Source organism: Moorena sp. SIOASIH, from assembly GCF_010671925.1.
Classification (GTDB): Bacteria; Cyanobacteriota; Cyanobacteriia; order Cyanobacteriales; family Coleofasciculaceae; genus Moorena.
Genome location: NZ_JAAHIH010000003.1, coordinates 571,125 through 596,810, shown reverse-complemented (window position 1 = coordinate 596,810; position 25,686 = coordinate 571,125). Strand labels below are relative to the sequence as shown.

Below are 25,686 nucleotides of genomic sequence, written 5' to 3'. Positions count from 1 at the left end.
TGACTGCTTACGTCTCATTCCATGGGATCACAACGAATTTCAACCATAAATCCATCGGGGTCATAAAAATAGATACCTCTGCCGGTAGGACGAGTTACTGGACCATGATCGATCGGAATTTGATTTTGTTTTAGGACTTCTACAGCTTCGTCAAATAACTGAGGATCGATATCAAAGGCGAGATGATTCACCCGAGTAAAGCCACGATGGGGGTCTGGATCGGGTGGTGATAGCTCTGGCTCGGAAAACAAATCCACAACAATGCCATCTGGGGTGACGAAGTTAGTGACTTTTCCCGCTGCGACTAGCGATCGCAATGTACTGGGCACTTCTTCCCCAGTTAGTTCATGTAAACCTAATACTGTACCATAAAAGTGGCGCGATGCTTGGATATCCTTCACATTCAGAGCAATATGATGGACTCGACGGAGACTACCTGGACTTAGGGTAGGTTTGATTACTTCAAGGCTAGAAACCATAATTGTTAGTTGTGAATTGAACTGTTAATTGGTAAGCATTCAGCTATCAGCCGTCAGCAGTCAGCTAATCAACGGGAGGTAGAAAATAAGCTTACTGGCTGGTACGGCTGCTTTAAAATCCCTGCTCATTTTACTCATCCGACCCCGCGCAGTTAAAGTGCCTGCTAGCACCTCAAGTAACGTGGCACAGGCTTCTAGCCTGTGATCCACATTAGCTGATAGCTGATAGCTGATAGCTGATAGCTGATAGCTAACGTTAATTGTTAATTATTAATGGTTAGAGCGTTCTCAATTTGCTATTTAAATTTCCCCTTTTCCTGGTAACATGACCACTATTCCTCAAATCTTAGCCCAAGAACTCTCGTTAAGTGCCACTCAGATCGAGAATGCCCTGTCTTTATTTGCTGAAGGGGCAACTATTCCGTTTATAGCTCGCTATCGTAAAGAGCTGACTGGTTCTCTAGATGAAGTTCAGCTACGCACTATAGCTGAGCGCCATACTTATCTAACGGAACTTGAGCAACGGAAGTCAGTAATTCTGAATGCGATCGCATCTGCTGGTAAGCTCACCGATGAACTAAAGGCTAAGATCGAAGCTTGCCAGCAAAAGACTGAATTGGAAGACCTTTACCTGCCCTATAAACCCAAACGACGCACTCGGGCAACCATGGCCAGGGAGAAAGGACTGGAACCCTTAGCGGACTGGATTGAGTCGATGAACACTCCGGAAGTGAAATCAGTATCCTTATCTGAAGAAGCCGCTAAATACATTTCCCCAGACCATAAGCTCAATACGGTAGAGGACGTTTTGCAAGGTGCCTCTGATATATTAGCGGAAGCTGTGGCTGAGAAAGCCCACTTACGAGCTTATTTACGGGATTATTTCCTGAAATCGGGAGTATTCGTGTCTCGGATTAAAAAGGATTATCCCGAAGGTACCACTAAGTTTGAAATGTACCGGGAGTTCCAAATCCCCGTGAAATCTGTAGCGCCACACAATATGTTAGCCCTGCTCAGGGGTGAGGCTGAGGGAGTAATAAAGCTGGAACTCTCTTTTGATGAAGACTATGTGATGTCCTACCTAGAGTCTGAGGAAATCCACACCAAGGTTACCCTACTGCGAGAGTTTTACCAGACCATGCTCAAAGATGGGTTTAATCGGCTGATGAAAACCTCCCTAACTACAGAAGTACGGGCCGATCGCAAAACCTATGCTGATGCAGAGTCCATTAAAACCTTTGAAGCCAATCTCCGAGAACTGTTGTTATCTGCTCCAGCAGGAATGAAGCCAACCTTAGCGATAGACCCAGGCTTCCGCACTGGTTGTAAAGTGGCTATCCTGGACGAGACAGCTAAATACATCACATACCAGGCAGTGTTTCCCCATCAAGGCAGCCAAAAGCGCGAACAAGCTGCTAAAACAATTAAGAATTTAATCGAAACCTACCAGATCGAGCTGATTGCCATTGGTAACGGTACAGCCTCTCGTGAGACAGATGAGTTTATCTCGGAAGTCCTCAAAACCATGGAGCGCAAACCAATTAAAGTAATGGTGAATGAATCTGGGGCATCGATTTATTCCGCCAGTGAGCTAGCACGAGAGGAGTTTCCGGATTTAGATGTCACAGTCAGGGGAGCGATTAGTATTGGCAGACGCTTACAAGACCCCTTAGCAGAGTTGGTCAAGATTGACCCTAAATCCATTGGTGTGGGACAGTACCAACACGATGTTGATCAAAAATTACTCAAAAAGAAACTTGATGACACCGTTGAAAGTTGTGTAAACTATGTAGGAGTAGATTTAAACACTGCTTCTGCTCAACTGCTAACCTTTGTTTCTGGGATTACCCCGACCATTGCTAATAATATTGTTACCTATCGCAATCAGCAAGGTGCATTCAGGAATCGTCGGGAAATCCTTAAAGTACCAAAGTTAGGGCCAAAAGCCTTTGAGCAGTCAGCAGGATTCCTAAGGATTCGCAACGGCGATAACCCATTGGATAACACAGCTGTGCATCCAGAGAGTTATCCCGTAGTGAAAGCGATCGCATCGGATTTGCAGCTACCTCTAGCCAAGATTAACCAAGGAGCAGAGCGGTTCAAATCAGTAGATTTGAACCGTTACGTCACAGATACTATAGGCTTACCAACCCTAGAGGATATTATCCAGGAATTGGAAAAGCCAGGACGAGACCCCAGGGCTGAGTTTAAGTACGCCACCTTCAAAGAAGGAGTAAATGAGCTCAAAGACCTCAGTCCTGGGATGGAATTAGAAGGAATTGTCACCAATGTGGTAAACTTTGGAGCATTCGTAGATATCGGCGTGCATCAAGATGGGTTAGTGCATATCTCCCAACTAGCTGACCGGTTTGTAGAAGATCCCAAACAGATAGTCAAAGTGGGACAGGTGGTGAAGGTGCGGGTAATGGAAGTAAATGAAAAACTAAAGCGCGTTAGTTTGTCAATGCGATCGCCCAGTAGTAATTAGGTAAGCTATCAGCTATCAGCTATCAGCTATCAGCTATCAGCTATCAGCTATCAGCTATCAGCTATCAGCTATCAGCTATCAGCTATCAGCTATCAGCTTATGGGCTACAGATGGTGCTTTTGAATCAAGCAAGTAAGCATTGGTTTAATATCTGTTACATCAGCTGACGGTTCCATAGCGTGAGCTTTTAGCTGAAGGCTGACAGCTGACGGCTGACGGCTGAATGCTTAAGTAATTAGTAATCAGGGTAGAAATAATAGGTATTTCTTGAACTTCGCTGCCATAATACAGGCAAAACAAGATAAGGCCAGAAATTATGAAATTCAGAATCTTAGGAATTAGTGTACTGCTAGCCTCCTTAGGGTTAATCGCTCCTATCAATGCTGAAGTGCGCGAGCATTATCTACAACTCCTGCAAACTAAGGAATGTCGAAGCTGTGACCTGGTAAATTCTGACCTAGCCAGAGCTGATTTGAGGGAAGCAGACCTGAGATATGCTAACCTCCAGGGAGCCAATCTCAGTGGGGCTAACCTTTCTGATGCCATGCTCGAAAGTGCAGCAATGAGAGTTATTGATGGCACAGGGGCAACCTTCCGCAATGCCAACTTAGATTCAGCCTACGCCACAGGGGCCAACATGAGTCGCGCCGACTTCAGTGGTGCTAGCGTAGTGTGGGCAAATTTCATCAGTGCTGACCTAAGTGGTAGTTCCTTTAGGGGTGCTGATCTCAGTAACACCACCTTTCTGAATGCCAACCTCAATGGTGCTGATTTGAGTGGGGCTAACCTCAGTAACGCTAATTTCATTAACGCTGATTTGACTAACGCTAACCTTGATAATGCTAACCTTACTGGTGCGCAACTTCCTAGGTAAATTAGGGACTGCGAAAGTGAATTAGCATTCAGCTATTAGCATTCAGCATTCAGCATTCAGCATTCAGCATTCAGCTAATGGGCTACAGATGGTGGGTTGCTGAATCTTCGAATGAATAGGAGTAGAGTGGGCATCCTGCCCGCCCGAAAAATGTAACAGGCAAGATGCCCATTCCACTGAATAGGAGTAGAGTGGGCATCCTGCCCGCCCGACAATAAGCATGAAACTGGCAAGATGCCAGTTCCACCAAGATGCCCATTCCACCTCACTCTTAAAATCATTCCATTATTAAGCAACGCCCAAAAGCTGATAGCTGATGGCTGATAGCTGAATGCTTAGGAGGAAAGTACATCACCCCATTGATAATTGCTATGGATTCTTATTGATGCAGCCGGGTTTCTTAACATACTGACAAACGCGCTGGTGAAGGATAGCTCTCGTCCCCACTGGTCCCACGCTAAAGATGACCTTATCCTCTATTTGCCCTCCCGGTATGATTTTGACCAAAAATTTGGGTTTCAAGCCCCGTCCTTCGCTGGATAGAAACCTGATTAATAGTGGAGCCTTTATGGGGGACTGGCTATGAGAAAAAGGGTAAAAACTTATTAAATAAGGCTCCACTATTCTTACGGTAACTTGGCCTATGGCCACGCTGCGCGAACAACGGACGGCTTTTAAAACAATCTGCTAGAATAGAAAGGTGGCCTAACACAGACAGGATTCGTCGGTACTGTCATAATTTCACGACGTAAAGCGATGTTAGCACCTGAGGCGCGAAAAACCTCATTAAAAACGTATGGATCCTAACAGATACCGAAAACCAGTAAAGCAAACATTAAAAACTAAAAGTACCGTGGGGCACACGGGAACTGAGGAAACTCAACGCTTAGGGAGATAAGCCCACTGGGGTTAGTTAAATTAAACTAAATACTTGGTTTTTAAACGGGTATTCGGCTTAAGTATTGCCTTTCAGGATAGCTAATTTTAAGGCATGTCGAGGAACTAAGAATCCCCGTCCATAAGCGGGCGGGGAGTGTCAAACCACAGATAGGACAGACTTGTGCGTTTTGTTCAGACATAGCTCTTGGTAAATGAACCTGATTGTTTTGTAGCTATATATAGCGATGAGTGCAGGGAAGCTGATAGCTGATAGCTGATAGCTGATAGCTGATAGCTGATAGCTCCATTACCTATCCCCTGCGCGTTCGCTTTTTCCCAATCAAACAACTACAAAGTTTACCAATTTACCGGGTACCACAATTACCTTCTTAATCTCCTTACCCTCTAGATATCGCTGTGCTACCTCAGATTCCCGAGCATAGGTTTCTAAGGCTGCCTTATCGGAGTTAGCTGGAACTTGAATAGTGCCGCGAGTTTTGCCTTTGATTTGAATAACCAAGGTAATTTCATCGGCTACTAAAGCATCAGGATCATACTCAAGCCACGGTTGATTGTGTATTGAGGAGCTATGACCCAGACTATGCCAAAGTTCTTCAGCAATATGGGGAGCAAAGGGAGCGAGTAATGTAATCAAGGTTTCAATCCCTTCCTTATAGACCGGGGAGTCTTTACACTTAGCATCAGTAATTCCATTACTTAGCTTCATCAATTCAGAAACCGCTGTATTAAATTGATACTCCCCTTCTAAATCCTCAGTTACCTCTTTAATTGCGGTATGAATTGCTCGTCGTAAGTCTTTTTCCGGTTTAGTTAAATCACCATTAGAGGTGTTAGGTTTAGTGCTACCATTAACGGCGAAATCCGATACTAAACGCCAGACACGATTAAGGAAACGGAATTGCCCTTCTACATCAGCATCATCCCATTCCAAATCTTTTTCTGGTGGTGCTTTAAACAAGATAAACATCCTGGCGGTATCGGTACCGTATTTAGCTAGTACATCTTCTGGTGCGACACCGTTGTATTTAGACTTAGACATTTTTTCATAGAATACCGCCAACGGTTCCCCAGTGTCTGGATCTTTAGGGTCATTGGGATCGATATCTACAACAGCGAAGTATTTACCGGTTTTGGTATTTTTGTAAGCCGTATTCTGCACCATCCCCTGAGTTAGAAGACGTTGGAACGGTTCATCAATGGTGAGTAAACCGCGATCGCGCAATACCTTAGTAAAGAATCGCGAGTAGAGCAAGTGCAAAATAGCATGTTCGATTCCCCCTACATACTGATCCACTCCCATCCAATCATTGGTTTTGTTGGAATCAAACACAGCGGAGTCATTCTGGGCATCGGGATAACGTAAGAAATACCAGGAGGAATCGATAAAGGTATCCATGGTATCGGTTTCCCGTTTAGCTGGTGTACCGCAATTGGGACAAGGTACATTCACCCAACTGTCTAATTGAGCCAAGGGAGAAAGACCACGTCCGCTAAAGTCCACATCTTCTGGTAACTCTACTGGCAGGTCTTGGTCTGGCACTGGCACTGTGCCGCAGTTAGGACAATGAATTACAGGGATAGGGGCACCCCAGTAACGCTGGCGAGAGATTAACCAATCTCGGAGGCGATACTGCACTCGGGCTTTGCCCCAGCCCTGTTGTTCAGCATAGTCAATAATTCCGGTCTTGGCCTTGAGGGAATCCATGCCATTGAATTGGTCAGAATTCACGACAATGCCCGGTTCCGTGTAAGCCGCTTCTAGAGGAGTGTCATTAACTGTTTCGACATGATCTGAGGTTGGGACAATCACCACTTTGATGGGTAATTGCTTTTCCTGGGCAAACTTAAAGTCTCTGGCATCATGAGCTGGTACTCCCATCACGGCACCAGTACCATACTCATACAGCACATAGTCAGCAATCAAGATCGGGATTTCGTCCCCAGTGAAGGGATTAATTGCTTTACCACCAGTGGGAATCCCTCGCTTGGGCTTATCTTCTGCTGTCCGTTCCAGTTCACTTTGGTTACTGACTTCTTCAATGAAGGCTTCAACTGCAGCCTTTTGGTCAGGGGTAGTAACTTTGGCCGTCAACGGATGTTCCGGTGCTAGCACCACATAGGTAACGCCATAAACCGTATCGGGACGAGTGGTAAATACACCAATTTTGTTATCTAAGCCCTGATATGAGCTGTCATCTAAGCCAACAATCGGAAATTCTAGATAGGCACCAACAGATTTACCAATCCAGTTGGCCTGCATCAGCTTCACCCGTTCTGGCCAACCGGTTAAGGTATCCAAGTCCTTGAGCAATTCTTCGGCATAGTCGGTAATTTTAAGGAACCACTGACGCAACAGTTTCCGTTCCACCTTGGCTCCAGAACGCCAGGAACGTCCTTCACTATCCACTTGCTCATTGGCTAGCACGGTCTGATCCACGGGGTCCCAGTTTACTGCTGCTTCTTTCTGGTAGGCCAGTCCAGCGTTGAAGAACTGTAAGAAAATCCACTGAGTCCATTTGTAATAGTCCGGCGAGCAAGTGGTTACTTCACAATCCCAGTCATAGGAGAGTCCGAGGCGCTTTAATTGCGATCGCATTTGGGAAATATTTTGATATGTCCACTTAGCCGGATGAATCCCGCGAGCGATCGCAGCATTTTCTGCGGGTAATCCAAAGGCATCCCAACCCATAGGGTGAAGTACGCGATAGCCTTGCATCCGGCTTTTCCTGGCAATCACATCAGTAATTGTATAGTTACGGACATGACCCATGTGCAGGTTACCCGATGGATAGGGGAACATGGACAGAGCATAGAATTTCGGCTTGTCAGTTTCTGTGGGGGTTTGGTACAAGCCTTGCTCTTCCCAAATTTGTTGCCATTTTTCCTCTATCTCGGTGGGTTTGTATTGTGACTGCACAAGTGATACTCCTTGGGTTTGATTTCCGAAAATGTGGCGTTGAAAGCCCCTGGCTTCAGAGATGGGGATGAAAACGCCACCAACAAACAACATTCTGATTAGTCTATGCTACAATCTTTTGTCGTAGATGACAAAGATAAACATGATCATCTATGAGATGAAGTTATAATTCAAAAAATACCCATACAAAAGCTTGGATTAAGTCATCTGTACTGGACTTCACTGGTAAGTCCTGTTCATGTATTTGAGCAAAACTTTTTTTTTATCGCCAGAAATAATTAATTATCGTTCAAACTACTTTTTCGGAGTTCGGTAAGCTCCTCTTTTAAAGTTACGGCATGTTTCCTAAGTAACGTCGGAATATCCCTCCCCATACGGATAAAAGCAGCAATGGCGATGCGTTTTTCTCCCAAGGGTTCATAGACAATATAATGTTCTCTAACAGGATATAAACACAGAGAGGTATCCCCTGTCAGCTCCTGACGTTTCGCAACTTTTTGATGGTTAAGGGCGATAAACTGTGCTGCTTTTTCAAGGTCATGAAAATACTGTCTTGTTAATTCATTGCCCCATCTGGCCCGTGACCATGCTTTGGCTTCCCGTAAGTGCCGCCGCGCTGTGGGGGTGAGGAGATAGTTTTTCCTAGTCACAATCCTGATTATCTTCTTCTAAAATATCGAGGATGGATTCCGGGACAAATTCTTGATTCCTAATTTCCCGTAGCCCTTGGATAATGTCGGACACAATCAAATAGTCCTCCATATCCCGACGAATCAAATCCCGGATGTATTCGCTAGGGGTTGCATAGACATCATCATCGCTTGCCCGCATATCAACATAGCGGCGTAGTTTATCGGTTAGCTGGATATTCAGGCTGCTGCTCATTGCGATTCTTGGTATGGGAAGAAACCTTTCACCACTCTAGCATCAATGGCATTAAACAACAATATTTGCCATTTCTTATATTCACACAAGATAAACAACATTCAGCGCAACACCAGACCAGTAGCGTGGCCAATACCTGAAAGCTGTTCGCTTAGCGTGCGCGTAGCGCTTAAGCTAAATGCTTACCACTAGATTTTTTTAGCAATCTGAAGAACAGAGAGATAAGAAGTTTCGAGACTATTGCCTAATTCTAGCTCTAGTATTTCCTTCACCCCTTGAAACAAAGACTCTCCCTGCTCAGGGTCTAAAGCTATATAAGGTGATAAAGTACTCAAAAGCGCTAGATAATTATCAATACTATAGGTAACGTCACACACCAACTGTTCCGATACTAAGTCTTTGAATTTCCCGGAATTAATAACAGTTTCTGCAATTTTGCTGAGGTTCTGTTGATGAGTTTCTATCTCTTCATAGGGTTTCAGAGACGGAGCGTAAGTTTGATAGACCTGATTCAACAGTTGGCAAACCTCATGGTTAGGTTGAGGGGGCGTATTCCATAGCAAAATCAGAAACCCATTCTCTTTTAGAGCATCAGCTGTTTTTTGATACCGGATCTGTTTGGAAACCCAATGAAAAGAAGTCGCTGCTAAAACAGCATGGAATTTACCAGTTTCTAGCTGCCATTCTTCAAAGGTACTATTGATAAGTTCTACATCTGGATATTGGCTACAGTTATGTCGCGCTAGCTGACAAGATTCCTCGCTAGGTTCAATAGCAACGATAGAGAAGCCCAAGTCAGCAAATGCTGTCGTAGCAGTGCCCGGACCGCATCCCACTTCAAGAATAATCCCATCGCCAGGAAGTTGGGCTAACTCCACGGCACGGTTAATCAGTTGCTGAGGATAGCGTGGTCTAGCCTGGTCGTAGGCTTCTGCAACAGAAGAATACCAAATTTTTTTCTCTTCCAAGTCTTTAGAGTAGATAGCTTGGAGTAGTTGTTTAATGTCTTTCATCGTAAGCATTCAGCTATCAGCTATCAGCCGTGAGCTAAAGCTCACGCTACGCGAACAGCTTAACATAAACCTCAAAAGGTAGAATTTAATAGTTCGAGATTAATCAGAATTGAAAGTCTGGGGAAAAGCCCAAGGCTGACGGCTGACGGCTGACAGCTGAATGCTTAAATTTACTATCACCCCAGTCCAACTAACTTTTCGCTCAATTCCCACAAGCGCTTAGCTTTAGAATCATCCATTGCTTCATTAGAAACTTCTTGAACAAAGGACTTACGACCTTCTTTTTGTCGATTACCCCAGCTCCAGTAAACGCCGGATTTATTATAGTTAGGATCAGCAACTACTGTTGCTAGTCGATCCCCTGCTAATTCCTGGGACACATAGCCTCCAGTAATGTTTTTCTGGAACAATGGGAATAGTTTCTGGAACAGGGAATAGTGGTTGCGGAATAGAGCGGTATCAGCAACACATCCTGGATAAAGGGAGTTGAAAACTATTCCGGTAGAGTCATGATAGCGCTGGTGCAGCTCTCGCATGGTCAGCATGTTACAGAGTTTGCTGTCCTTGTAAGCTTTGCCAGATTTAAAGGCTTTGCCATTAATCATTGAGATCGGGGGTTTGAATCCTTCTTCAAAACCCTTGAGGTCTCCCAGGTCTGGAGGTGCTGGAATCGGAATCTTTCCTCCCAATTCCTTGGGATTAGCAGTAACAGTTCCCACAATCACTAGCCTTGGCTGGGAAGAGGATGAATTCTTCAAATCCTCTAGCATCAGATTACACAAGAGGAAATGACCGAGGTGATTGGTAGCAACGCTCAATTCATATCCCTCGGGATTTCGCAACGGTTCCTTTGATAACGGCAGATAGATGGCAGCATTGCACACCAAGGCATCGAGGGTTCTGCCGGTTGCTCTGAAAGCATTCACAAACTGCCGGACACTGGCAAAACTAGCTAAGTCAATATATAGCGCTGTATAGCTGTCTTTTGGGATTCCTACCTCTTGGGCAGCTTTTTCCGCTTTATCAAGATTCCGACAAGCCATCACCACATGCCATCCCCAGGTTTGGGCAAGAGCTCTGGCAGCTTGCAAACCAACTCCCGACGAGGCCCCTGTAATAATGACCGTTGATTTATGATCGTTTTCCATTTTGTTTAAAATCGGTCAATTGTCTTAACCCTATTAGGCTCTCATAATAAGTTGCGATCAAAAATAGTATCTTCGGTTACAGGTAGCCAGTTACAGGTTGAAGGTTGAAGGTTGAAGGTTGAAGGTTACAGGTTGAAGGTTACAGGTTGAAGGTTACAGGTTGAAGGTTGAAGGTTGACTGGTTGAAGGTTGACTGGTTGAAGGTTGACTGGTTGAAGGTTACAGGTTACAGGTTAAAGGTTAAAGGTTAAAGGTTACAGGTTGAAGCTTACAGCCGGTTAACTTTAAACCGGTTAACCTACCCTACACCGAACGCCAAAGGCGAACAACCTTCAACCTTCAACCGGTTAACCTTCAACCGATTAACCTTCAACCTTCAACCTTCAACCTTCAACCTTCAACCGATTAACCTTCAACCGCTTAACCTTCAACCTTCAACCTTCAACCTTCAACCGCCTTCAACCTTCAACCGCCTTCAACCTTCAACGGTGAAAAACCTTCAAGCTGTTGCAACTTGACCACATTACCAATGACTGCGATCGCAGGAGCAGAAAACTGTGTTGCTTCAACCTGGGCGACAATGGTCTCTAAGGTTCCAACCAGCTGTTCGGAGTCAGGTCGTGTGCCCCAGCGAATCAGCACTACTGGTGTCTGGGGATTCAATCCTGCTTCACACAATTCGGTGACAATCCGAGGCAGATTATGAACTCCCATATAAATCACAATGGTTTCTGAGCCATTTGCGATCGCATTCCAATTCACCTGAGGTCGATACTTGCCCACTGACTCATGACCTGTGACAAAGGTCACGGAAGAACTATAATCCCGATGGGTCAATGGAATACCCAGATAGGCTGGTGCTGCAATCCCGGAGGTTATCCCTGGTACCACCTCCACTGGCACCCCTGCCGCGATCAAATCCCCCATTTCCTCACCACCACGACCAAACACAAAGGGGTCTCCCCCTTTCAGGCGCACTACTACTGGATGGGAGTGGGCCTTCTCAATCAACAGCTCAGTTGTCTGTTGCTGCAACATGGAATGACGACCCCTGCGCTTTCCGGCATTAATCTGTTCCGCCTGGGGATTAATCATCTTCAACACTTGCGGACTGACTAGGGCATCATAAACTACCACATCTGCAAATTCTAATAACCCCTTTCCCTTCAAGGTCATCAATCCGGGATCTCCAGGACCTGCCCCAACCAAATACACTTTACCCAAACATGCCTTGCTCACTACCTTCACGTCCTTGATGTCTTCGTGGTTCATTGCTGCCTAATCCCATCCATAATCAAATCCACTAATGCCTCACTCACACCAATCGGTTTTCCGAGATTCAACTGCACTTGAGGGAACTTTTGCTGTATCTCCAGTAACATTTGTGCGATCGCATCGGTAATTCTTCCCTCAAAAAGAAAATATGCCAAAATGGCAATCCTTTTTGCTCCAGAGTTTGCTATTATAGAGACCTGCTCCCAAAGGGACGGCTGTACTGACCAGTCGGCCGCCACAGCCCCCAACTGGTTAGCTACAGCCCCCGTTTCTTCTTGAACCCCAGGGCGGCTCGTTCCATGGGACAACAAAATCTTGGCATCGCCATCTAGCTTTGCCCATTGATTTGTCAACAGCCTCACCAAAGCTGGATTAGATCCCAAGTGAGGCAGTAGATGAATCACGATTTCACTACCTAATTTCTGTTGCGCTAGAGATACTTGCCAAGGAATATCCTCCATGACATGTACTCCCCGCAATAGAAATAGGGGCAATAGTTTCAATTCCTTACAGCCAGCACCTTTAGCCAGCTGAGCAAATCGGACAATTTGCTCATGTAGGGGTATATCAGCTAGTTCTAAAGTGGCTGTACCTACCAAAGGTTGACTATTAACGGTTGACGGTTGACTGGAAAAACCGTTAGCTGTTAACAGATCACCGTCACCACTGCTGCCCTGTGGTGAGATTTTCGGTAAGATTATCTCTGTAGCCCTAGCCTCCTGAGAGGCTAGTCGAATTCGCAGCAACTGAGCCAATTGTTCCATAGCCCGCTGGGGACGTAGGTCATGACTGCCGTGGGAGATTAACAAATACGCAGATGAGGGTGACAACGGTATACTGAACTACCTTGATCGATGGTGTTAAATAATACTATCTTCCCTAGAGAGACAATTTTGTATAAACTATTTCTTAAGAATGTTGCATTGTGCTAATTTCCCTGCTAATGCACCAGCATGACGCCACCAGTCAAATCCCCCAACCCAGGGGCGTGATGGCAAATGTCCTACCAAAATATCCGGGAACGTGAGAGCCCCTCTCGGGAGCATGTCACAAATGCCTAACATTTGTACATTATCTGGGGCATGGGTAATAGGTAATGGGTAATAGGTAATGGGTAATAGGTAATCGGGGGAGCATTTACTTATTTATATAAGTACATTATCTATAGCCCCCTCATGGGTAATTGTTTGCGCTAATGGTACATAGTACAAATGTTCTGCAACTTTGACCTGCTCCCTATTTTGATTGTGAAAAGATTGTCCCATTGAACCCTGATTGGGGGCTGAGATTAAGTCAATTGATAACTACATACTTAGTTATTTCTCACTTTCAATTTCTAGTTCACATTGACTAAATACATAATTAATTGCTGAATACAGTCTCTCTAAATCAGAAATTGTATAATTGTTAATTTCTCTAGTATAGAGATTTCCTTTGAGTTTACCAAACTGCCAAACTTGACCATTAGAAACGATTCCAAAGATAGTTTGCTCAGATTGGTCATTAAGCTTTTGAATTGCCACCATTTCTGCTAAACATTGACCCCACCCCTTAATAAAATCGTCCTTTTTTGCTTCTACAGCTACAAAATAGGGCTTTTCAAAGATTTGTTTACCAAGGGGTGAACGCTTTGCTAAAATATAATCCGGTATTCCCGTGAGCTTTTGATCATAGGTTATTGGTTTATGACTCCACAGCGTAAATTTATCTCGATACTGTCTGTACACTTCCTTCAAGAGCGGAAAAATAATCGTCTCACAAATAGCATACTCTGACTCTTCAACGGTAAATTCTCGAAGACAAAACTCTAAATCTTCTTTAAACGCTTCTCTGATTACAGTGTCAGTTTCTAGGATATAATTGGCTTCAGTAGCAGTAATTGTAAATTCTTGGAGTACTTCGCCAATCGTTTTATAGGAATCAAAGGACATGAGGGAATCGGGAATTTATAATGCGCGAATGTAGGGTGCGTTAGGGGCGGGCTCGCCCTAATTTTCCACTGGGTAGCCACTATTAGAATAGCCCGCACCGTAACGCACCACCAAGTAGAATTTAGAATTTAGAATTTAGAATTGGGAATCGGGAATCGGGAATCGAGAGTCGGGAATAGTAGGAAAGAGCGAGGTAGCGCGGTCTTGAGTAGCTAGTTGTTCATCGGACTCCCCATCTCCCCATCTCCCCACCCTCCCCATCACCCCAAACTCACTACACTTCCCGCGCCACTTCTGCAAGAGGTCTAGTGTTAGCAAGTGCTGCCAAAAACTTAGCGAGTTGTGCTGGAATTTGATGGTTGACAATTTGGCGGTATTCAAGGAAATGTTCCAGATAGGCATGATCACTAAGATAGCGTTTCCATACCTGAGGATTGTGCCTGAGGATAGAAAAAAGTTGACCCCAGAATTGGAAGCGGGTTTGGCGCTTGATGCCATTGCGCCAGATAATAATTAGCAGTGCCCAGAAATAGATCAATTTTGGCATTACCAACTTAGGGTGATAGGGTTTCGGCTTCATGTTTAAGTAGTGCCGATAAAGTCTTCCTAAATAGGATTCTGGTTTATATAATTCCCAGAAACAACTGACATATTCCTGAGCCAGTTGTTCTATCGGGCGAGTGGGGATAAAATTAGTCAGGGTTGTCTGATTGATATTTTCCTCATTGCCTTCTAGCAAACGCCCCTCTTGTTTGAGCCGATCCCAAAGGGCGGTATTTGGCAAGGCTTGTAGCATACTAAAAACTGGATGGGGAATGGCGGTTGCTTCCACAAAATCGATAATGCGATCGCCTGCTCCCGGTTTTTCCCCATCCAAGCCAATAATAAAGCCAGCCATCACTCGCAAACCTGCCCGATTAATTTTCTCAACGGCATCTCGTAAGGGTTGACGAGTGTTTTGGTGTTTTTTGGTCAGGGTCAAGCTATCAGTATCTGGTGTTTCAATTCCCACAAACACTGAACTAAAATTGGCAGCAATCATCAACCCCAACAGTTCATCATCCTCGGCCAGATTCAAGGAAGCTTCTGTGGACAAAGGAAAGGGGTAACCATGCTCTGCCATCCAGGGAGCTAGTTCCTGCAACAGAAGCTTAACATGGCGTTTATTGCCAATAAAATTATCATCAACTATAAATACAGGAAGCCGCCAACCCAGATTATAGAGGGTTTCCAATTCAGCCAATACTTGAGCAGGGGTTTTGGTGCGCGGTTTACGGCCATATCGCACAGAGATGTCACAGAATTCGCACTCGAAAGGACAACCACGGGAAAACTGTACCGACATCTCGCTATAAGCATCCAATTCCAGTAAATCGTAGCGGGGAATTGGTGTCTTGGTGACATCTGCCCTTTCGCCATTAGCACGGAATACCCCCGAAGTTTCTCCCAGAGCCAGTGCCTCCACAAATCTCGGTAGGGTAATCTCACCCTCATCTAAAATCAGAAAGTCTACTCCTGCTTCTTGAGCTTCCTCTGCTATAGACGTGACATAGGGACCACCAACCGCTACCAATTTGCCCCGCCGTTTCCCCTCCCCAATCAGGTGGAGCAAATCCGGTTTCTGGACGATCATACCGGAAACGATCACCACATCTGCCCATTCCCAGTCAGCGTCAGTTTCTAAACGAACATTACGGTCTACTAAGCGGAATTCCCAGGTTTGAGGAAGAATAGCTGCTACAGTAATTAGACCCATAGGGGGTTGGGCGACTTTGCAGCCGATCAGTTCTATGGCTTTATCAAAAGACCAATAGGATTTCGTGAACAGAGGAGACAGGAGTAAAACTCTCACTTTTGATGTTGAAATCAAGAATAGTACAATACTACAGCAGTTCTCAATTGAGGGAATCGGGAATCGGGAGTAGGGAATCGGGAATCGGGAGTAGGGAATCGGGAATCGGGAGTAGGGAATCGGGAGTAGGGAATCGGGAGTAGGGAATCGGGAGTAGGGAATCGGGAGTAGGGAATCGGGAGTAGGGAATCGGGAGTAGGGAATCGGGAATCGGGAATCGGGAATAGGCAATAGGCAATAGGCAATAGGCAATAGGCAATAGGCAATAGGCAATAGGCAATAGGCAATAGGCAATAGGCAATAGGCAATAGGCAATAGGGAAAAAATCTTGTGTACTTTATTAGGAATCCTAACACTGAAAACTCCGCCACAAAGCGAGCTCAGATGAAAGTGACTAGCGACTTTAGTCGCCTAGAAAAAAACTTGTGATGAGAGGTTGACACTTATATAGCGCCAGAGTATAATTTAGATATAGGGTACAGGTTGAAAAACCGAGGCGCAACCGGGAGAGAAGCCCGCCACTGCTTGACCTTAAAACAGTAATGCCCGGAGGGTAGGGAAAATCCTCCTTAAAAACCCAACCGTCAATTAACTGTTGGCGTGTGAACCCAGGTAAATCACTTTTTGAGAAAAAAACGGTACGGTGGGGCACACCGGAACCAGGCGAAAAGGAAGAGAAACGGACTATGCACATGCACTTCCTATTAAGTAGCCAAACGCTATAGTGAGAATCGCCCTCTGGGTCTACTATGAACTGAACTAGATTCTTGGTCTTGACGGGTTTTTGGTTTAGATATTGCCTATTTTTTGGCGGCGTCAAAGATTGGGACATAGTGGTTTAAGGCGGCTCGTTGATCATTGAATCCCCGCGCCTTTATGCCGGGGAGTGTCAATACTATCAGAACCGTTATAAATTCTTGTGTTCAACCTCGAACCTCGAACCTTGGCCAAAAGGCCACGCGATCGCGTTCAACCTCGAACCTTGGCCAAAAGGCCACGCGATCGCGTTCAACCTTGGCCAAAAGGCCACGCGATCGCGTTCAACCTCGAACCTTGGCCAAAAGGCCACGCGATCGCGTTCAACCTTCAACCTCGAACCTTCAACCTTGGCCAAAAGGCCACGCGATCGCGTTCAACCTCGAACCTTCAACCGACCAAAGTCCTAGTTATCTTAAAACCTGAGTAACCATGCGTTTACTATGCCTGAGCAATGGTCATGGAGAGGATGTGATTGCTGTCCAAATTCTACAGGAATTGCAACATTCCCCTACTTGTCCAGAACTAGCCGCCTTACCCTTAGTTGGGGAAGGAAAGGCTTATGTGCCATTAGATATCCCCATTATCGGCTCCGTTGAGCAGATGCCATCGGGTGGATTTATCTATATGTCCCAACAGCAAGTGTGGCGTGATGTGCAGGGAGGCTTAGTGCAATTGATTTGGTCTCAATTAAAAGCAATTCGCCGTTGGGCTAAATCAGGGGACTTTATCCTAGCAGTAGGAGATATCGTACCACTGTTGTTTGCCTGGTGCAGTGGTTTACCCTATGGCTTTGTTGGTACTGCCAAATCGGAATACTATTTGCGGGATGAATCGGGATGGTTACCCAATCGACCCCGTTGGGAAGGGTGGTCAGGCTCGGTTTATTTGCCTTGGGAGCGTTGGCTGATGTCTAATCGCCGTTGTAATGGGGTTTTTCCTAGAGATACCCTGACCACAGAGATCTTAAAGCAGTGGTCTATCCCAGCTTTTGATCTCGGTAATCCGATGATGGATGGGATTTATCCAGACTATCCAGCACCCATGGTTTATGACAAAGATGCAGAATTAAACGAAACTAAGCGTACCCTAACCATTACCTTACTACCCGGTTCCAGAATACCGGAAGCTTATCACAATTGGCATCAAATCATCTTGGCAGCATCAGGGTTACTGGATACTTTTGCGTCGCGATCGCTTTTGTTTCTCGCTGCCATTGCTCCAGGATTAAGCCAAGACCCTTTACGGGAGGTTTTAGTCGCTGATAGTTGGAGTGAAGTCACCATGCCATCCCATCCATTCAATCTCCAGCTCAAGGACAAACAAGCTTTGGCCTTTACCAAGCAAAATGGCACACTGATTTTAACCCAGAACGACTATAACCTCTGCCTGCTGCAAGGGGATTTCTGTATCGCCATGGCAGGCACAGCCACAGAGCAATTTGTCGGGTTAGGAAAACCAGCGATTGCCATGGCAGGAGTTGGTCCCCAATATACCCCTGCTTTTGCCGAAGCCCAAACTCGCTTGTTAGGTCCATCGTTAGTAATAGCACAGCAACCAGAATTTGTAGCAACCATAGCCCAACAGTTATTCCAGAACCCCGACAAGTTACAGGTAATAGCAGAAAATGGACAGCGACGCCTTGGTCAACCAGGGGCAGCAGCTCGGATTGCTAAGTGTTTGATGGCAAAGATGAATAATAAATTATGAATGATGAATGATGACTTATAAAGTATGAATTATAAATTAGACATCTCAGATGTCTATTATAACTGGCATTTATGGGGCTGTTTAAACAGTACTATTAACACTAAAATTTCCACACATTAACAACAATTATAAAGGTTATAGATTGCGATGGATATTCAGACTTTGAGTGGTAGTCCTGTCAGTATTTTGGGTCTGGGAGTTAAAAATCCAATGGATACAACTTGTGTAGAGATTGCTTACCAGGCTGGAATCAATTACTTCTTTTTTTACAATCTCAATTACACCAGTTTCCTAGAAGGACTAAAGCCTATTCTGGCAGCTCAACGAGATCAAGTGGTAGTTTCCACGGGCAGTAACAGTCGCGATCTTAACCAACTGCGCGAATATTTAGACCAAGTTCGTTCCTTGCTTGATGTGGATACAATAGATGTTTTCTTTTTGGAATATATCTCCCCTAAAGATGATCTCGACCAGGTTGCAGTAGCCTTAAACCAGATCCATACCTGGAAAACTGAAGGATTAATCCGCTATGTTGGCGCAACAACCCATAACCGCCAATTAGCCGTACAATTATTGAGAAAGCAGTCCTGTGACGTGCTGATGCATCGTTACAACATGGCCCATCGCAAAGCGGAAGTAGAAGTGTTTCCTGCTGCGCTCAAAGCCGACATTCCAGTAGTTGCGTTTACTGCCACTCGTTGGGGTTCGCTGTTGCAAGGACATACAGACTGGAAAAATCCAGCTCCAACTGCTGCTGACTGTTATCGTATGGTACTGCGCCAACCAGCGATTCGCTTAGTCCTCACTGCACCTAAAACCGAATCTGAATTAGTTGAAAATCTCAGGATTTTGCAATCTCCTGAGTTATCTCTTCAGGAAGTAACCCATTGGCAAACCTATGGCGATCTAATTTATGGAACTGGCCAGGATAGCTTCGATAATCAATGGCCTTAATTAGTTAATATCATCTGCGGTTGAACACTTATAAATAGTAGGTAATAGGGAACAGGGAACAGCGGATCTGGGAACAGGGGATTAGGAGGGAGATTACCTACGAAAAGGAAGCTATGTTTTTTAAAGTGATTATCTTAATATGATATAATATAATGCTTGCAGAAGTCGGGAACTTTGGCTCGGGCAAATTCGCAGCAGCAGGGAATAAAAATTGACGAAACCCTTATCAAAAAAGGGATACAGCTCGGTCTAATCTGGGTTTTTTACAAAATTTAACAATTTTTCTACCATGAAAAGTAATTCTTACGATACTATGGCTAAGTGGAAAACTTAGGAGGCAAGGATATCAAAGATCAAAGATTGATTACCCTAGGTTTTCGCCCTTGCTGAATCTCTGGGAATTAGACCTACTGAGTTGTTAGCTCGTAAGCCAGTCGATGATTAGTGTAAAACTCATCCTGTTGGTTGAATCAGTTGTTAGATAAGTAAATACAGAGAATGACCCAAGTCTATACCAAAGATTTTGAAATTAAATGCCCGACACCAGAGCGCACCTGGAGAGAAATTTCCCAAAAAATTGCTGCGCTTCCCTTACCAGGTGTTCCCATTCGCTTGATTTTAACCAAGGTTGAAGGAGATACGCTCACCTTTGAATCCAGCTTTATAGATACAGACAGAAAGCCGGTTTGGTCATCATTACTAGACATTAATATTCGTCAACGGGTTTCTAACCAACCGTTTGTCGCAGTTAGTATTATTCCCACAGGAGTCAGAGCAGAAATTGGTGGTTTTGCCGGAGATGCTACTCCCAGTACCAATCTGTTAGCCTCGGCTTGTGACTATCTGGTCACTAATCCCAATGCCGTTACTGCGTCGGATATCTATTTCGGTCAGGATAATGTTCTTTATCTGGAAGGGAATCTGATTTGTCAGTTACTACTAGGCAATATTGGGGTTATTCCAGAGAAGCGCAAAAACATTGCAGCAATTATAGAAAAGCCCAAAGATGAGCGATTTTTAAACAATGTTATTAATGCGCTCAATGGCTTGCGTGCTGTAGGGGGAATTAATATCGACCCTGTAGTCGTAACTGGTGGCCCAGTAGAAACTGCCTGTACCTATTCCCAGTATGGTAATGCTTCTGGGGAATTTAAAGGTATGGACGAGTTGATGAAGGCTCTAGATGTGGTGGAAAATTCTTCCGCTAGGGCAGTGGCTTTAATGACCACTTTGGAAGTAGACGATAAAATTCGTCAAGCTTACTACCGAGGGGAATCTATCCCCAATCCTTGGGGCGGTGCGGAAGCAATAATGACCCACATGCTCACTAATTTCTATCCCTTTACTGCTGCCCATGCTCCCTTATTATTGGAGTGGGAACATACGGGATTTGGTAAATTAGTAGACCCTAGGGATGGAGCAGAATTAATTTCCAGTGCCTATGTTTGTTCGCCTCTCAATGGTTTAATCAATTCTCCCCGTCCGGTAAGGTTTGATACTCCCGTAGCCGCAGGGGAAACCAGGATATCGGTAGAGAATGTCTCGGCGGTGGTAATGCCAGAAACAACCGTGGGAAATATTCCGTTCTTAGCCTCTTTAGACCAAGGTGTGCCGGTAATTTTAGTTAAAGATAATACCACTAAGTACGATATTACTCCTGAAAGATTGCAAATTGAAACTCAGGGCAACCCGATCTATCGTGTCAATAGCTACATGGAGGCGGCGGGATTACTGTTAGCGTTACGTAATGGTATTGCAGTTGAAAGTACAATTCGTCCGATGCCGCAACTTCAGCCGATTTTTCTGTAGCTTATGACTCAACCTTCTTCCACTTATAAGCTAATCGCATCTCATAATCAGGATGTGCAGGTGAGTCTTTATACTCCTGCCCACCAAGGAGTTGCTCAAAATAGCGTACGCCTCAGTCAAGAAATCTATCAATATGATGCACCATTTCTCACTCGCCCTCGCACTGAGAGCATAGAGAAACATTTCTCTGAAATGTATGGCACTAAACATACCTTTTGGCTGACTGGGGGAGGCACTCAAGGGGTTTTAACCGCTTGTGCTTTATTGGGTACTCAGTATAAACGAGTGGCGATCGCCCTCAACAGTCATATTGCCACCATAAACGGCATCATTTTAGCAGGATTAGAGCCTTATTTTATTCCTTCTGTGTCTTTGATGCCCACTACTGAAGAGGTGATTTCCGCATTAGAAACCAGTGGCGTATCGGCTTTGTTACTAACTCATCCGAGTTATGAAGGTGTAACTGTGGATCTGGCATTGATAGCTGATTACTGTCGCGATAGCGATATTGCTTTAGCAGTAGATGAAGCCCACGGTAGTCATTTTCCCTTTCTGGACGAACAATGGCAATCAGCGATCGCATTTAAGGCAGATATCGTCACCCATAGTATGCACAAATATACTGGGAGTTTGGTACAAACTGCTTTATTGCATTTACCCACTGACTCTAGGTTTAGTATTGAACAAGTTATGGGGGTGATGCCTTTATTTGAAACCACTACCCGCAGTAACCTGTTAATGCTGAGTATTGAAGATGCGATTAAGAAGGGGTATTCTGAGGAAGGTCAAGGGTTATTTTGGCAAGCGATTCAGGAATGCGATCGCCTGCGCAGTCAATTGGATAATTACGGCAAGGTGTTAACGTATGATGCCCAAGTTAGCGATCCTCTGAAAATCTATTTAAAAAGCGATCGCACTACAGGGCAAGAGTTAGCAGAGCTGTTGTACGAACGGGGGATTGATGGGGAATTTGCTGGTGAGGAGGGATTGTTATTAATTTTCTCTTTCCATCACAATCAACAAGATTTCCAATTTATGAGAGAAACCTTAGCAGCCATTGTGCCAATTCTGAAAGAAAAAGCACCAAAAGAGACGTTACCTGACAGTTACTTTTGCCGTCGCCCTCAAATGAGGACTTTACCAAAAGATGCTTTCTTTAGCCGGAAAGAAAAATTACCCATTGGGCAAGCATTAGGTAAAATAAGCGGTTGCTGTATCAAGAAAGTTCCCCCAGGGAGTCCGATTTTGATACCAGGAGAAGAAGTTACTAATTGGCATCGGCAACGTTTATATCCTGATACTGTGGTTGAAGTAGTGAGGGAGTGATTAAAGATGGTAGAAGAACAAGCCAAAGACTTTTTAGAAGCAAGACCTTGGTTATCTGGGATTTGTGATAGCCAAAGTACCGAGGAATTAAAAAATAAGTACGATAGTTGGGCAAATACCTATGATGCAGATGTAGGAGAAGATTGGTCTTTTATGCCTGCCAACATAGCACAGACATTAAGCAAACTGCTTCCTAATAAAGATGCCACAATTCTAGATGCTGGTGCTGGTACAGGGTTAGTGGGTCAAGCCTTAGCCCAACAGGGATATACTAATCTGACTGCTGCGGATTTGTCAGAAAAAATGTTAGCGATCGCTAAAGACAGACAAGTCTACAAGGCTCTCCATCAGTGTAATTTAGAAGATTCCAAAATTTTTAGCAATTTAGCAAATTTTGATGCTATTATTGCAGCCGGAGTTTTTGCTTATGCCCATGCTGGTGTTAAGGTATTAAACAATCTATTCTGCTTTTTAAAGGAAGAAGGAATTTTTTTATTAACCATACGAGAAGATTATCGCCGTGAAATGCAGACAGCCTTAGAGCAATTACCGTGGACACTAGTTAGTGAAGAGGGTTTTCCGATATATGACGAAGCCAAGTTGATGTATCTTCTGGCTTTTAAAAGGAGCGATTTTAATGAATAGTCAAAATATTGATAAATCATCTATATCCGAACAAGAAACTTCCAAGAATAAAAGGTTTGTCAAAATCTCCGAGCGAGAAGATAGGTGCGATATTCCTAAATCTGTCTGGAGACCATTGACAGAAAATGCCTATTTACAAACTTGGAAAGGGATCATTATCGATAAAGACCCCACCCAAATAGCAGTTTATCCAATGCTCATCTATGAACTTCGCCCGAAAACAATTATTGAACTAGGCACTCTCAAGGGTGGCAGTGCAATTTGGTTGGCAGATAATTTAGAATTATTTGGCATAGAAGGTCAGGTTCATTCTGTAGATATCGATCTTTCTCAGCTTGATGACAAAGCAAAAGCAGACTCTAGAATTCATTTTTTAGAAGGCGATTGTAACAACATCAGTACTGCTTTACCTCCTGAGATGCTTTCAACTCTAGAGCATCCTTGGCTGGTAATAGAGGATGCTCATGTAAACATGGTTGGAGTTGTTGAATATTTCCATTGTCACGGTTTGCAAAGTGGAGACTACTTGATTGTCGAAGATACTAACAAATTTATGTGGGAGGTTTGGTGGGATTGGGATGACAAAGAATATATTGAACGAGGAGTGCGGAAACTGGATGACTTTAGAAATTGGTTAATGAAACATGAAGAAGATTATGATATCGATACCTTTTATCAAGATATGTATGGTTACAATGGATCGAAAAATTGGAATTCTTTTTTAAAAAAAGTCTAAAAACAAAAAAGTCAATGACCATCAATCACAGCTATCTCAAACGTGATCGAGATATTGAATTTAGTGCAAACCAATCATTTGTTACTGTTGCGGGTAAACGGTTTTACTACATTTGGTTACGTGATAATTGCTTAGATTCTCAATCTCGCCATGGCGGTTCTTGGGAAAAACTGAATGACATTAGCAAGCACAAGGCACCGCCTCAACCTTTATCGATTCAAATACAAGATAACAATCTAATTATTGACTGGGATGAAAATCCTCCGCATCGAAGTATTTTTCCCATTTCTTGGTTGCTCAATAACACCTACGATGTCCACAATGCAGAAGAGATTGAAAAACAGGTTATTCTTTGGAATAAAGCATGGCTGGAAACCAACTCGATACAGAAGTACGATCTCGAATCCTGTAGTCGGGAATCTTGGATGAATCAGTTGTTGCAATTAGGATTTGTTGTTATTCGTAACATACCCTTGGAAGACTTAGAAAGTTTTTTGGTATCCTTGGGACCAATCCGCAACACAGAGTATGGAACGATTATTACTCAAAATACCAGTTTAGCAGACAGAGATATTGCGGCAACAAGTAATGCTTTAACACCTCACACCGATTTAAGTTTCTGGTGCAATCACAAAGTAACAGAGTTTTTGTATTCCGTTACTAATGATACTATTGGTGGGGAATCTTTAGTGGTTGATGGTTTTTCTGTTGCGAGGGACTTTCGCGAAGATCATCCTAACGACTTTCGGATTTTGGCAGAAAATCTAATTCCTTTTTGCCGAGTAGAACCTGAATATCAATATTCTTTCCGTCCCAAACATTCTATTATTGAACTGGATCGCGAAGACGAAATTGTTGCCGTGCGTTTTAGTCACAAGAACTGTACTCCCATTCTTCCTGCCGAGGAAATAGAGGCGTTTTATCAAGCCTACATCACCTTTTCTCACTACCTGAAAAATCCGGATTACCAATACCGTTTCCGACTTGAACCAGGCGACTGTCTGCTTATGCAAAACTTTAGGATTCTGCACGGAAGGACTGCTTTCGAAGCCACTTCAGGAAGTCGAGAGTTTAGGGTTGGATATATTGAGTGGGATTATGTTCTCGGACGGTACTTTTATCAACGCGAGTTTAATGAAAACTTCAGCCATAACAATTCAATGTAACCAACAAGCTTGAGGTAAGCATTCAGCAGTCAGTGGTCAGTGGTCAGCTTTTGGCCAATTGCTACTCAAGTAGCGTGCCCGTAGCGCATAAGCTGATAGCTGATAGCTGATAGCTTACAGCTTGAGACTAAATTAGCACTAAATTAAGGAAAGAATTAAAAATCATGAAAGACCTCAACATTGATTTTGAAAAACTCAAAAATGAGTGGGAAAATAAAGGTTTTAAGTGTGAAACCCATGAAACACCTCCTGGAGACTATTGGTCAAGTGACGGTCATGATAGTGATGAAATCTTTATCCTTTTAGAAGGAGAATTAGAAGTATCGTTTCAAGGAAAAACTTACTACCCTACTATTGGTCAAGAATTTCGAGTTCCTGCAAATGTTCCTCATACGTTTAAAAATCCTGGTAAAACAGCTAATCACTTGATTTGGCTTTATGCTTACCAATGGAAAGATAATGTTAGCGGTACTAAAATCTAGGCGAATTAGTTGGCGTTGCTTAATAATGGAATGATTTTAAGCGTAGGTGCGCGCCTCCAAGGCCGCGAACAATCCCTCGCGGCCTTGGGTCGCACCTGTGGAATGGGCATCAGGCGTGGAACAGGCATCTTGCCTGTTACAATTTTCGGGCGGGCAGGATGCCCACTCTACTCTCCGCCTGGAGAGTATTGGTCAAGTGATGGTCATGAAACAGACGAGATAATTATACCCTTGGAAGGGGAATTATAATTGTCTTTACGTGACTCCCAAAGCTGAAAGCCCCGTGTTTTTAAACCGGGGATGAAAGCTCGTAGCGACTTTAGTCGCCGTGAGAAAAATC

At 44.1% G+C, this 25,686-nt stretch carries 24 protein-coding genes; 12 read left to right on the top strand and 12 right to left on the bottom strand.

All coding sequences use genetic code 11. The features are described from left to right. Window positions 1–14 precede the first annotated feature (14 nt). Window positions 15–479 (bottom strand): VOC family protein, encoded by a 465-nt coding sequence (locus F6J90_RS17855; protein ID WP_293096229.1) that lies wholly within the window; start codon window positions 477–479, stop codon window positions 15–17. A gap of 325 nt (window positions 480–804) precedes the next feature. Here F6J90_RS17855 and F6J90_RS17850 point away from each other — a divergent pair, with 325 nt between their 5' ends. Together F6J90_RS17850 and F6J90_RS17845 are read left to right on the top strand one after the other, a co-directional pair. Next, the gene (locus F6J90_RS17850) at window positions 805–2,967 is read left to right on the top strand and encodes a Tex family protein (RefSeq protein ID WP_293096226.1); all 2,163 of its coding nucleotides are present in this window, start codon (window positions 805–807) and stop codon (window positions 2,965–2,967) included. A 316-nt stretch (window positions 2,968–3,283) separates the two neighbouring features. Further along, window positions 3,284–3,841, top strand: coding sequence for a pentapeptide repeat-containing protein (locus tag F6J90_RS17845; RefSeq protein ID WP_293072800.1), 558 nt, complete (start codon window positions 3,284–3,286; stop codon window positions 3,839–3,841). Between the two features lie 82 nt (window positions 3,842–3,923). Here F6J90_RS17845 and F6J90_RS17840 read toward each other — a convergent pair whose 3' ends face one another. From F6J90_RS17840 to F6J90_RS17790, 11 genes are all read right to left on the bottom strand, one after another. After that, complete coding sequence (locus tag F6J90_RS17840; RefSeq protein ID WP_293096223.1) at window positions 3,924–4,100, bottom strand: hypothetical protein; 177 nt, start codon at window positions 4,098–4,100, stop codon at window positions 3,924–3,926. Between the two features lie 960 nt (window positions 4,101–5,060). Next, window positions 5,061–7,658 carry a leucine--tRNA ligase gene (gene leuS / locus F6J90_RS17835; RefSeq protein WP_293096221.1) on the bottom strand — a complete coding sequence of 866 codons (2,598 nt, stop codon included), beginning with the start codon at window positions 7,656–7,658 and terminating at the stop codon, window positions 5,061–5,063. Between the two features lie 278 nt (window positions 7,659–7,936). Next, on the bottom strand, window positions 7,937–8,308 hold the full coding sequence (locus F6J90_RS17830) for a type II toxin-antitoxin system RelE/ParE family toxin (protein WP_293096218.1): 372 nt from the start codon (window positions 8,306–8,308) through the stop codon (window positions 7,937–7,939). Then, window positions 8,301–8,543 (bottom strand): hypothetical protein, encoded by a 243-nt coding sequence (locus tag F6J90_RS17825; protein ID WP_293096215.1) that lies wholly within the window; start codon window positions 8,541–8,543, stop codon window positions 8,301–8,303. Before F6J90_RS17825 ends, F6J90_RS17830 begins: the two co-directional genes overlap by 8 nt. 188 nt (window positions 8,544–8,731) lie before the next feature. Next, window positions 8,732–9,556: a class I SAM-dependent methyltransferase gene (locus tag F6J90_RS17820; protein WP_293096212.1), complete on the bottom strand. Its 825-nt coding sequence runs from the start codon at window positions 9,554–9,556 to the stop codon at window positions 8,732–8,734. A gap of 176 nt (window positions 9,557–9,732) precedes the next feature. Further along, window positions 9,733–10,704 (bottom strand): protochlorophyllide reductase, encoded by a 972-nt coding sequence (locus F6J90_RS17815; RefSeq protein WP_293096209.1) that lies wholly within the window; start codon window positions 10,702–10,704, stop codon window positions 9,733–9,735. Window positions 10,705–11,169: 465 nt separating this feature from the next. Beyond that, window positions 11,170–11,976, bottom strand: coding sequence for a uroporphyrinogen-III C-methyltransferase (gene cobA, locus F6J90_RS17810; RefSeq protein WP_293096207.1), 807 nt, complete (start codon window positions 11,974–11,976; stop codon window positions 11,170–11,172). After that, a complete protein-coding gene (locus F6J90_RS17805) occupies window positions 11,973–12,809 on the bottom strand; it encodes a CbiX/SirB N-terminal domain-containing protein (protein ID WP_293096204.1) in 837 nt (278 codons plus the stop codon). The genes cobA and F6J90_RS17805 overlap by 4 nt, the downstream gene beginning before the upstream one ends. Before the next feature lie 486 nt (window positions 12,810–13,295). Beyond that, window positions 13,296–13,910, bottom strand: coding sequence for a hypothetical protein (locus F6J90_RS17800; RefSeq protein WP_293096201.1), 615 nt, complete (start codon window positions 13,908–13,910; stop codon window positions 13,296–13,298). A gap of 274 nt (window positions 13,911–14,184) precedes the next feature. Beyond that, the gene (locus F6J90_RS17795; RefSeq protein WP_293097814.1) at window positions 14,185–15,762 is read right to left on the bottom strand and encodes a B12-binding domain-containing radical SAM protein; all 1,578 of its coding nucleotides are present in this window, start codon (window positions 15,760–15,762) and stop codon (window positions 14,185–14,187) included. Between the two features lie 14 nt (window positions 15,763–15,776). Further along, window positions 15,777–16,049, bottom strand: coding sequence for a hypothetical protein (locus F6J90_RS17790; RefSeq protein ID WP_293096199.1), 273 nt, complete (start codon window positions 16,047–16,049; stop codon window positions 15,777–15,779). Between the two features lie 632 nt (window positions 16,050–16,681). Here F6J90_RS17790 and F6J90_RS17785 point away from each other — a divergent pair. From F6J90_RS17785 to F6J90_RS17740, 10 genes are all read left to right on the top strand, one after another. Continuing rightward, window positions 16,682–16,948, top strand: a complete 267-nt coding sequence (locus F6J90_RS17785) for a hypothetical protein (protein ID WP_293096196.1) — start codon at window positions 16,682–16,684, stop codon at window positions 16,946–16,948. A 2-nt stretch (window positions 16,949–16,950) separates the two neighbouring features. Then, entirely contained in the window at window positions 16,951–18,228 is a 1,278-nt protein-coding gene (locus tag F6J90_RS17780) for a lipid-A-disaccharide synthase-related protein (protein ID WP_293096194.1), read from the top strand. A 147-nt stretch (window positions 18,229–18,375) separates the two neighbouring features. Further along, on the top strand, window positions 18,376–19,182 hold the full coding sequence (locus F6J90_RS17775; RefSeq protein WP_293096192.1) for an aldo/keto reductase: 807 nt from the start codon (window positions 18,376–18,378) through the stop codon (window positions 19,180–19,182). 498 nt (window positions 19,183–19,680) lie between these two features. Then, window positions 19,681–20,991 carry a DUF3326 domain-containing protein gene (locus F6J90_RS17770; RefSeq protein ID WP_293096190.1) on the top strand — a complete coding sequence of 437 codons (1,311 nt, stop codon included), beginning with the start codon at window positions 19,681–19,683 and terminating at the stop codon, window positions 20,989–20,991. Window positions 20,992–20,994: 3 nt separating this feature from the next. Beyond that, window positions 20,995–22,317, top strand: a complete 1,323-nt coding sequence (locus tag F6J90_RS17765; protein ID WP_293096188.1) for a DegT/DnrJ/EryC1/StrS family aminotransferase — start codon at window positions 20,995–20,997, stop codon at window positions 22,315–22,317. A 6-nt stretch (window positions 22,318–22,323) separates the two neighbouring features. Continuing rightward, window positions 22,324–22,962 carry a class I SAM-dependent methyltransferase gene (locus tag F6J90_RS17760; protein ID WP_293096186.1) on the top strand — a complete coding sequence of 213 codons (639 nt, stop codon included), beginning with the start codon at window positions 22,324–22,326 and terminating at the stop codon, window positions 22,960–22,962. Continuing rightward, window positions 22,955–23,698, top strand: a complete 744-nt coding sequence (locus tag F6J90_RS17755) for a CmcI family methyltransferase (protein ID WP_293096183.1) — start codon at window positions 22,955–22,957, stop codon at window positions 23,696–23,698. Before F6J90_RS17760 ends, F6J90_RS17755 begins: the two co-directional genes overlap by 8 nt. Window positions 23,699–23,712: 14 nt before the next feature. Beyond that, a complete protein-coding gene (locus F6J90_RS17750) occupies window positions 23,713–24,864 on the top strand; it encodes a TauD/TfdA family dioxygenase (RefSeq protein WP_293096181.1) in 1,152 nt (383 codons plus the stop codon). Between the two features lie 164 nt (window positions 24,865–25,028). After that, on the top strand, window positions 25,029–25,346 hold the full coding sequence (locus tag F6J90_RS17745) for a cupin domain-containing protein (protein ID WP_293096179.1): 318 nt from the start codon (window positions 25,029–25,031) through the stop codon (window positions 25,344–25,346). A gap of 30 nt (window positions 25,347–25,376) precedes the next feature. Then, window positions 25,377–25,595: a hypothetical protein gene (locus F6J90_RS17740; protein ID WP_293096176.1), complete on the top strand. Its 219-nt coding sequence runs from the start codon at window positions 25,377–25,379 to the stop codon at window positions 25,593–25,595. Window positions 25,596–25,686: the final 91 nt, after the last annotated feature.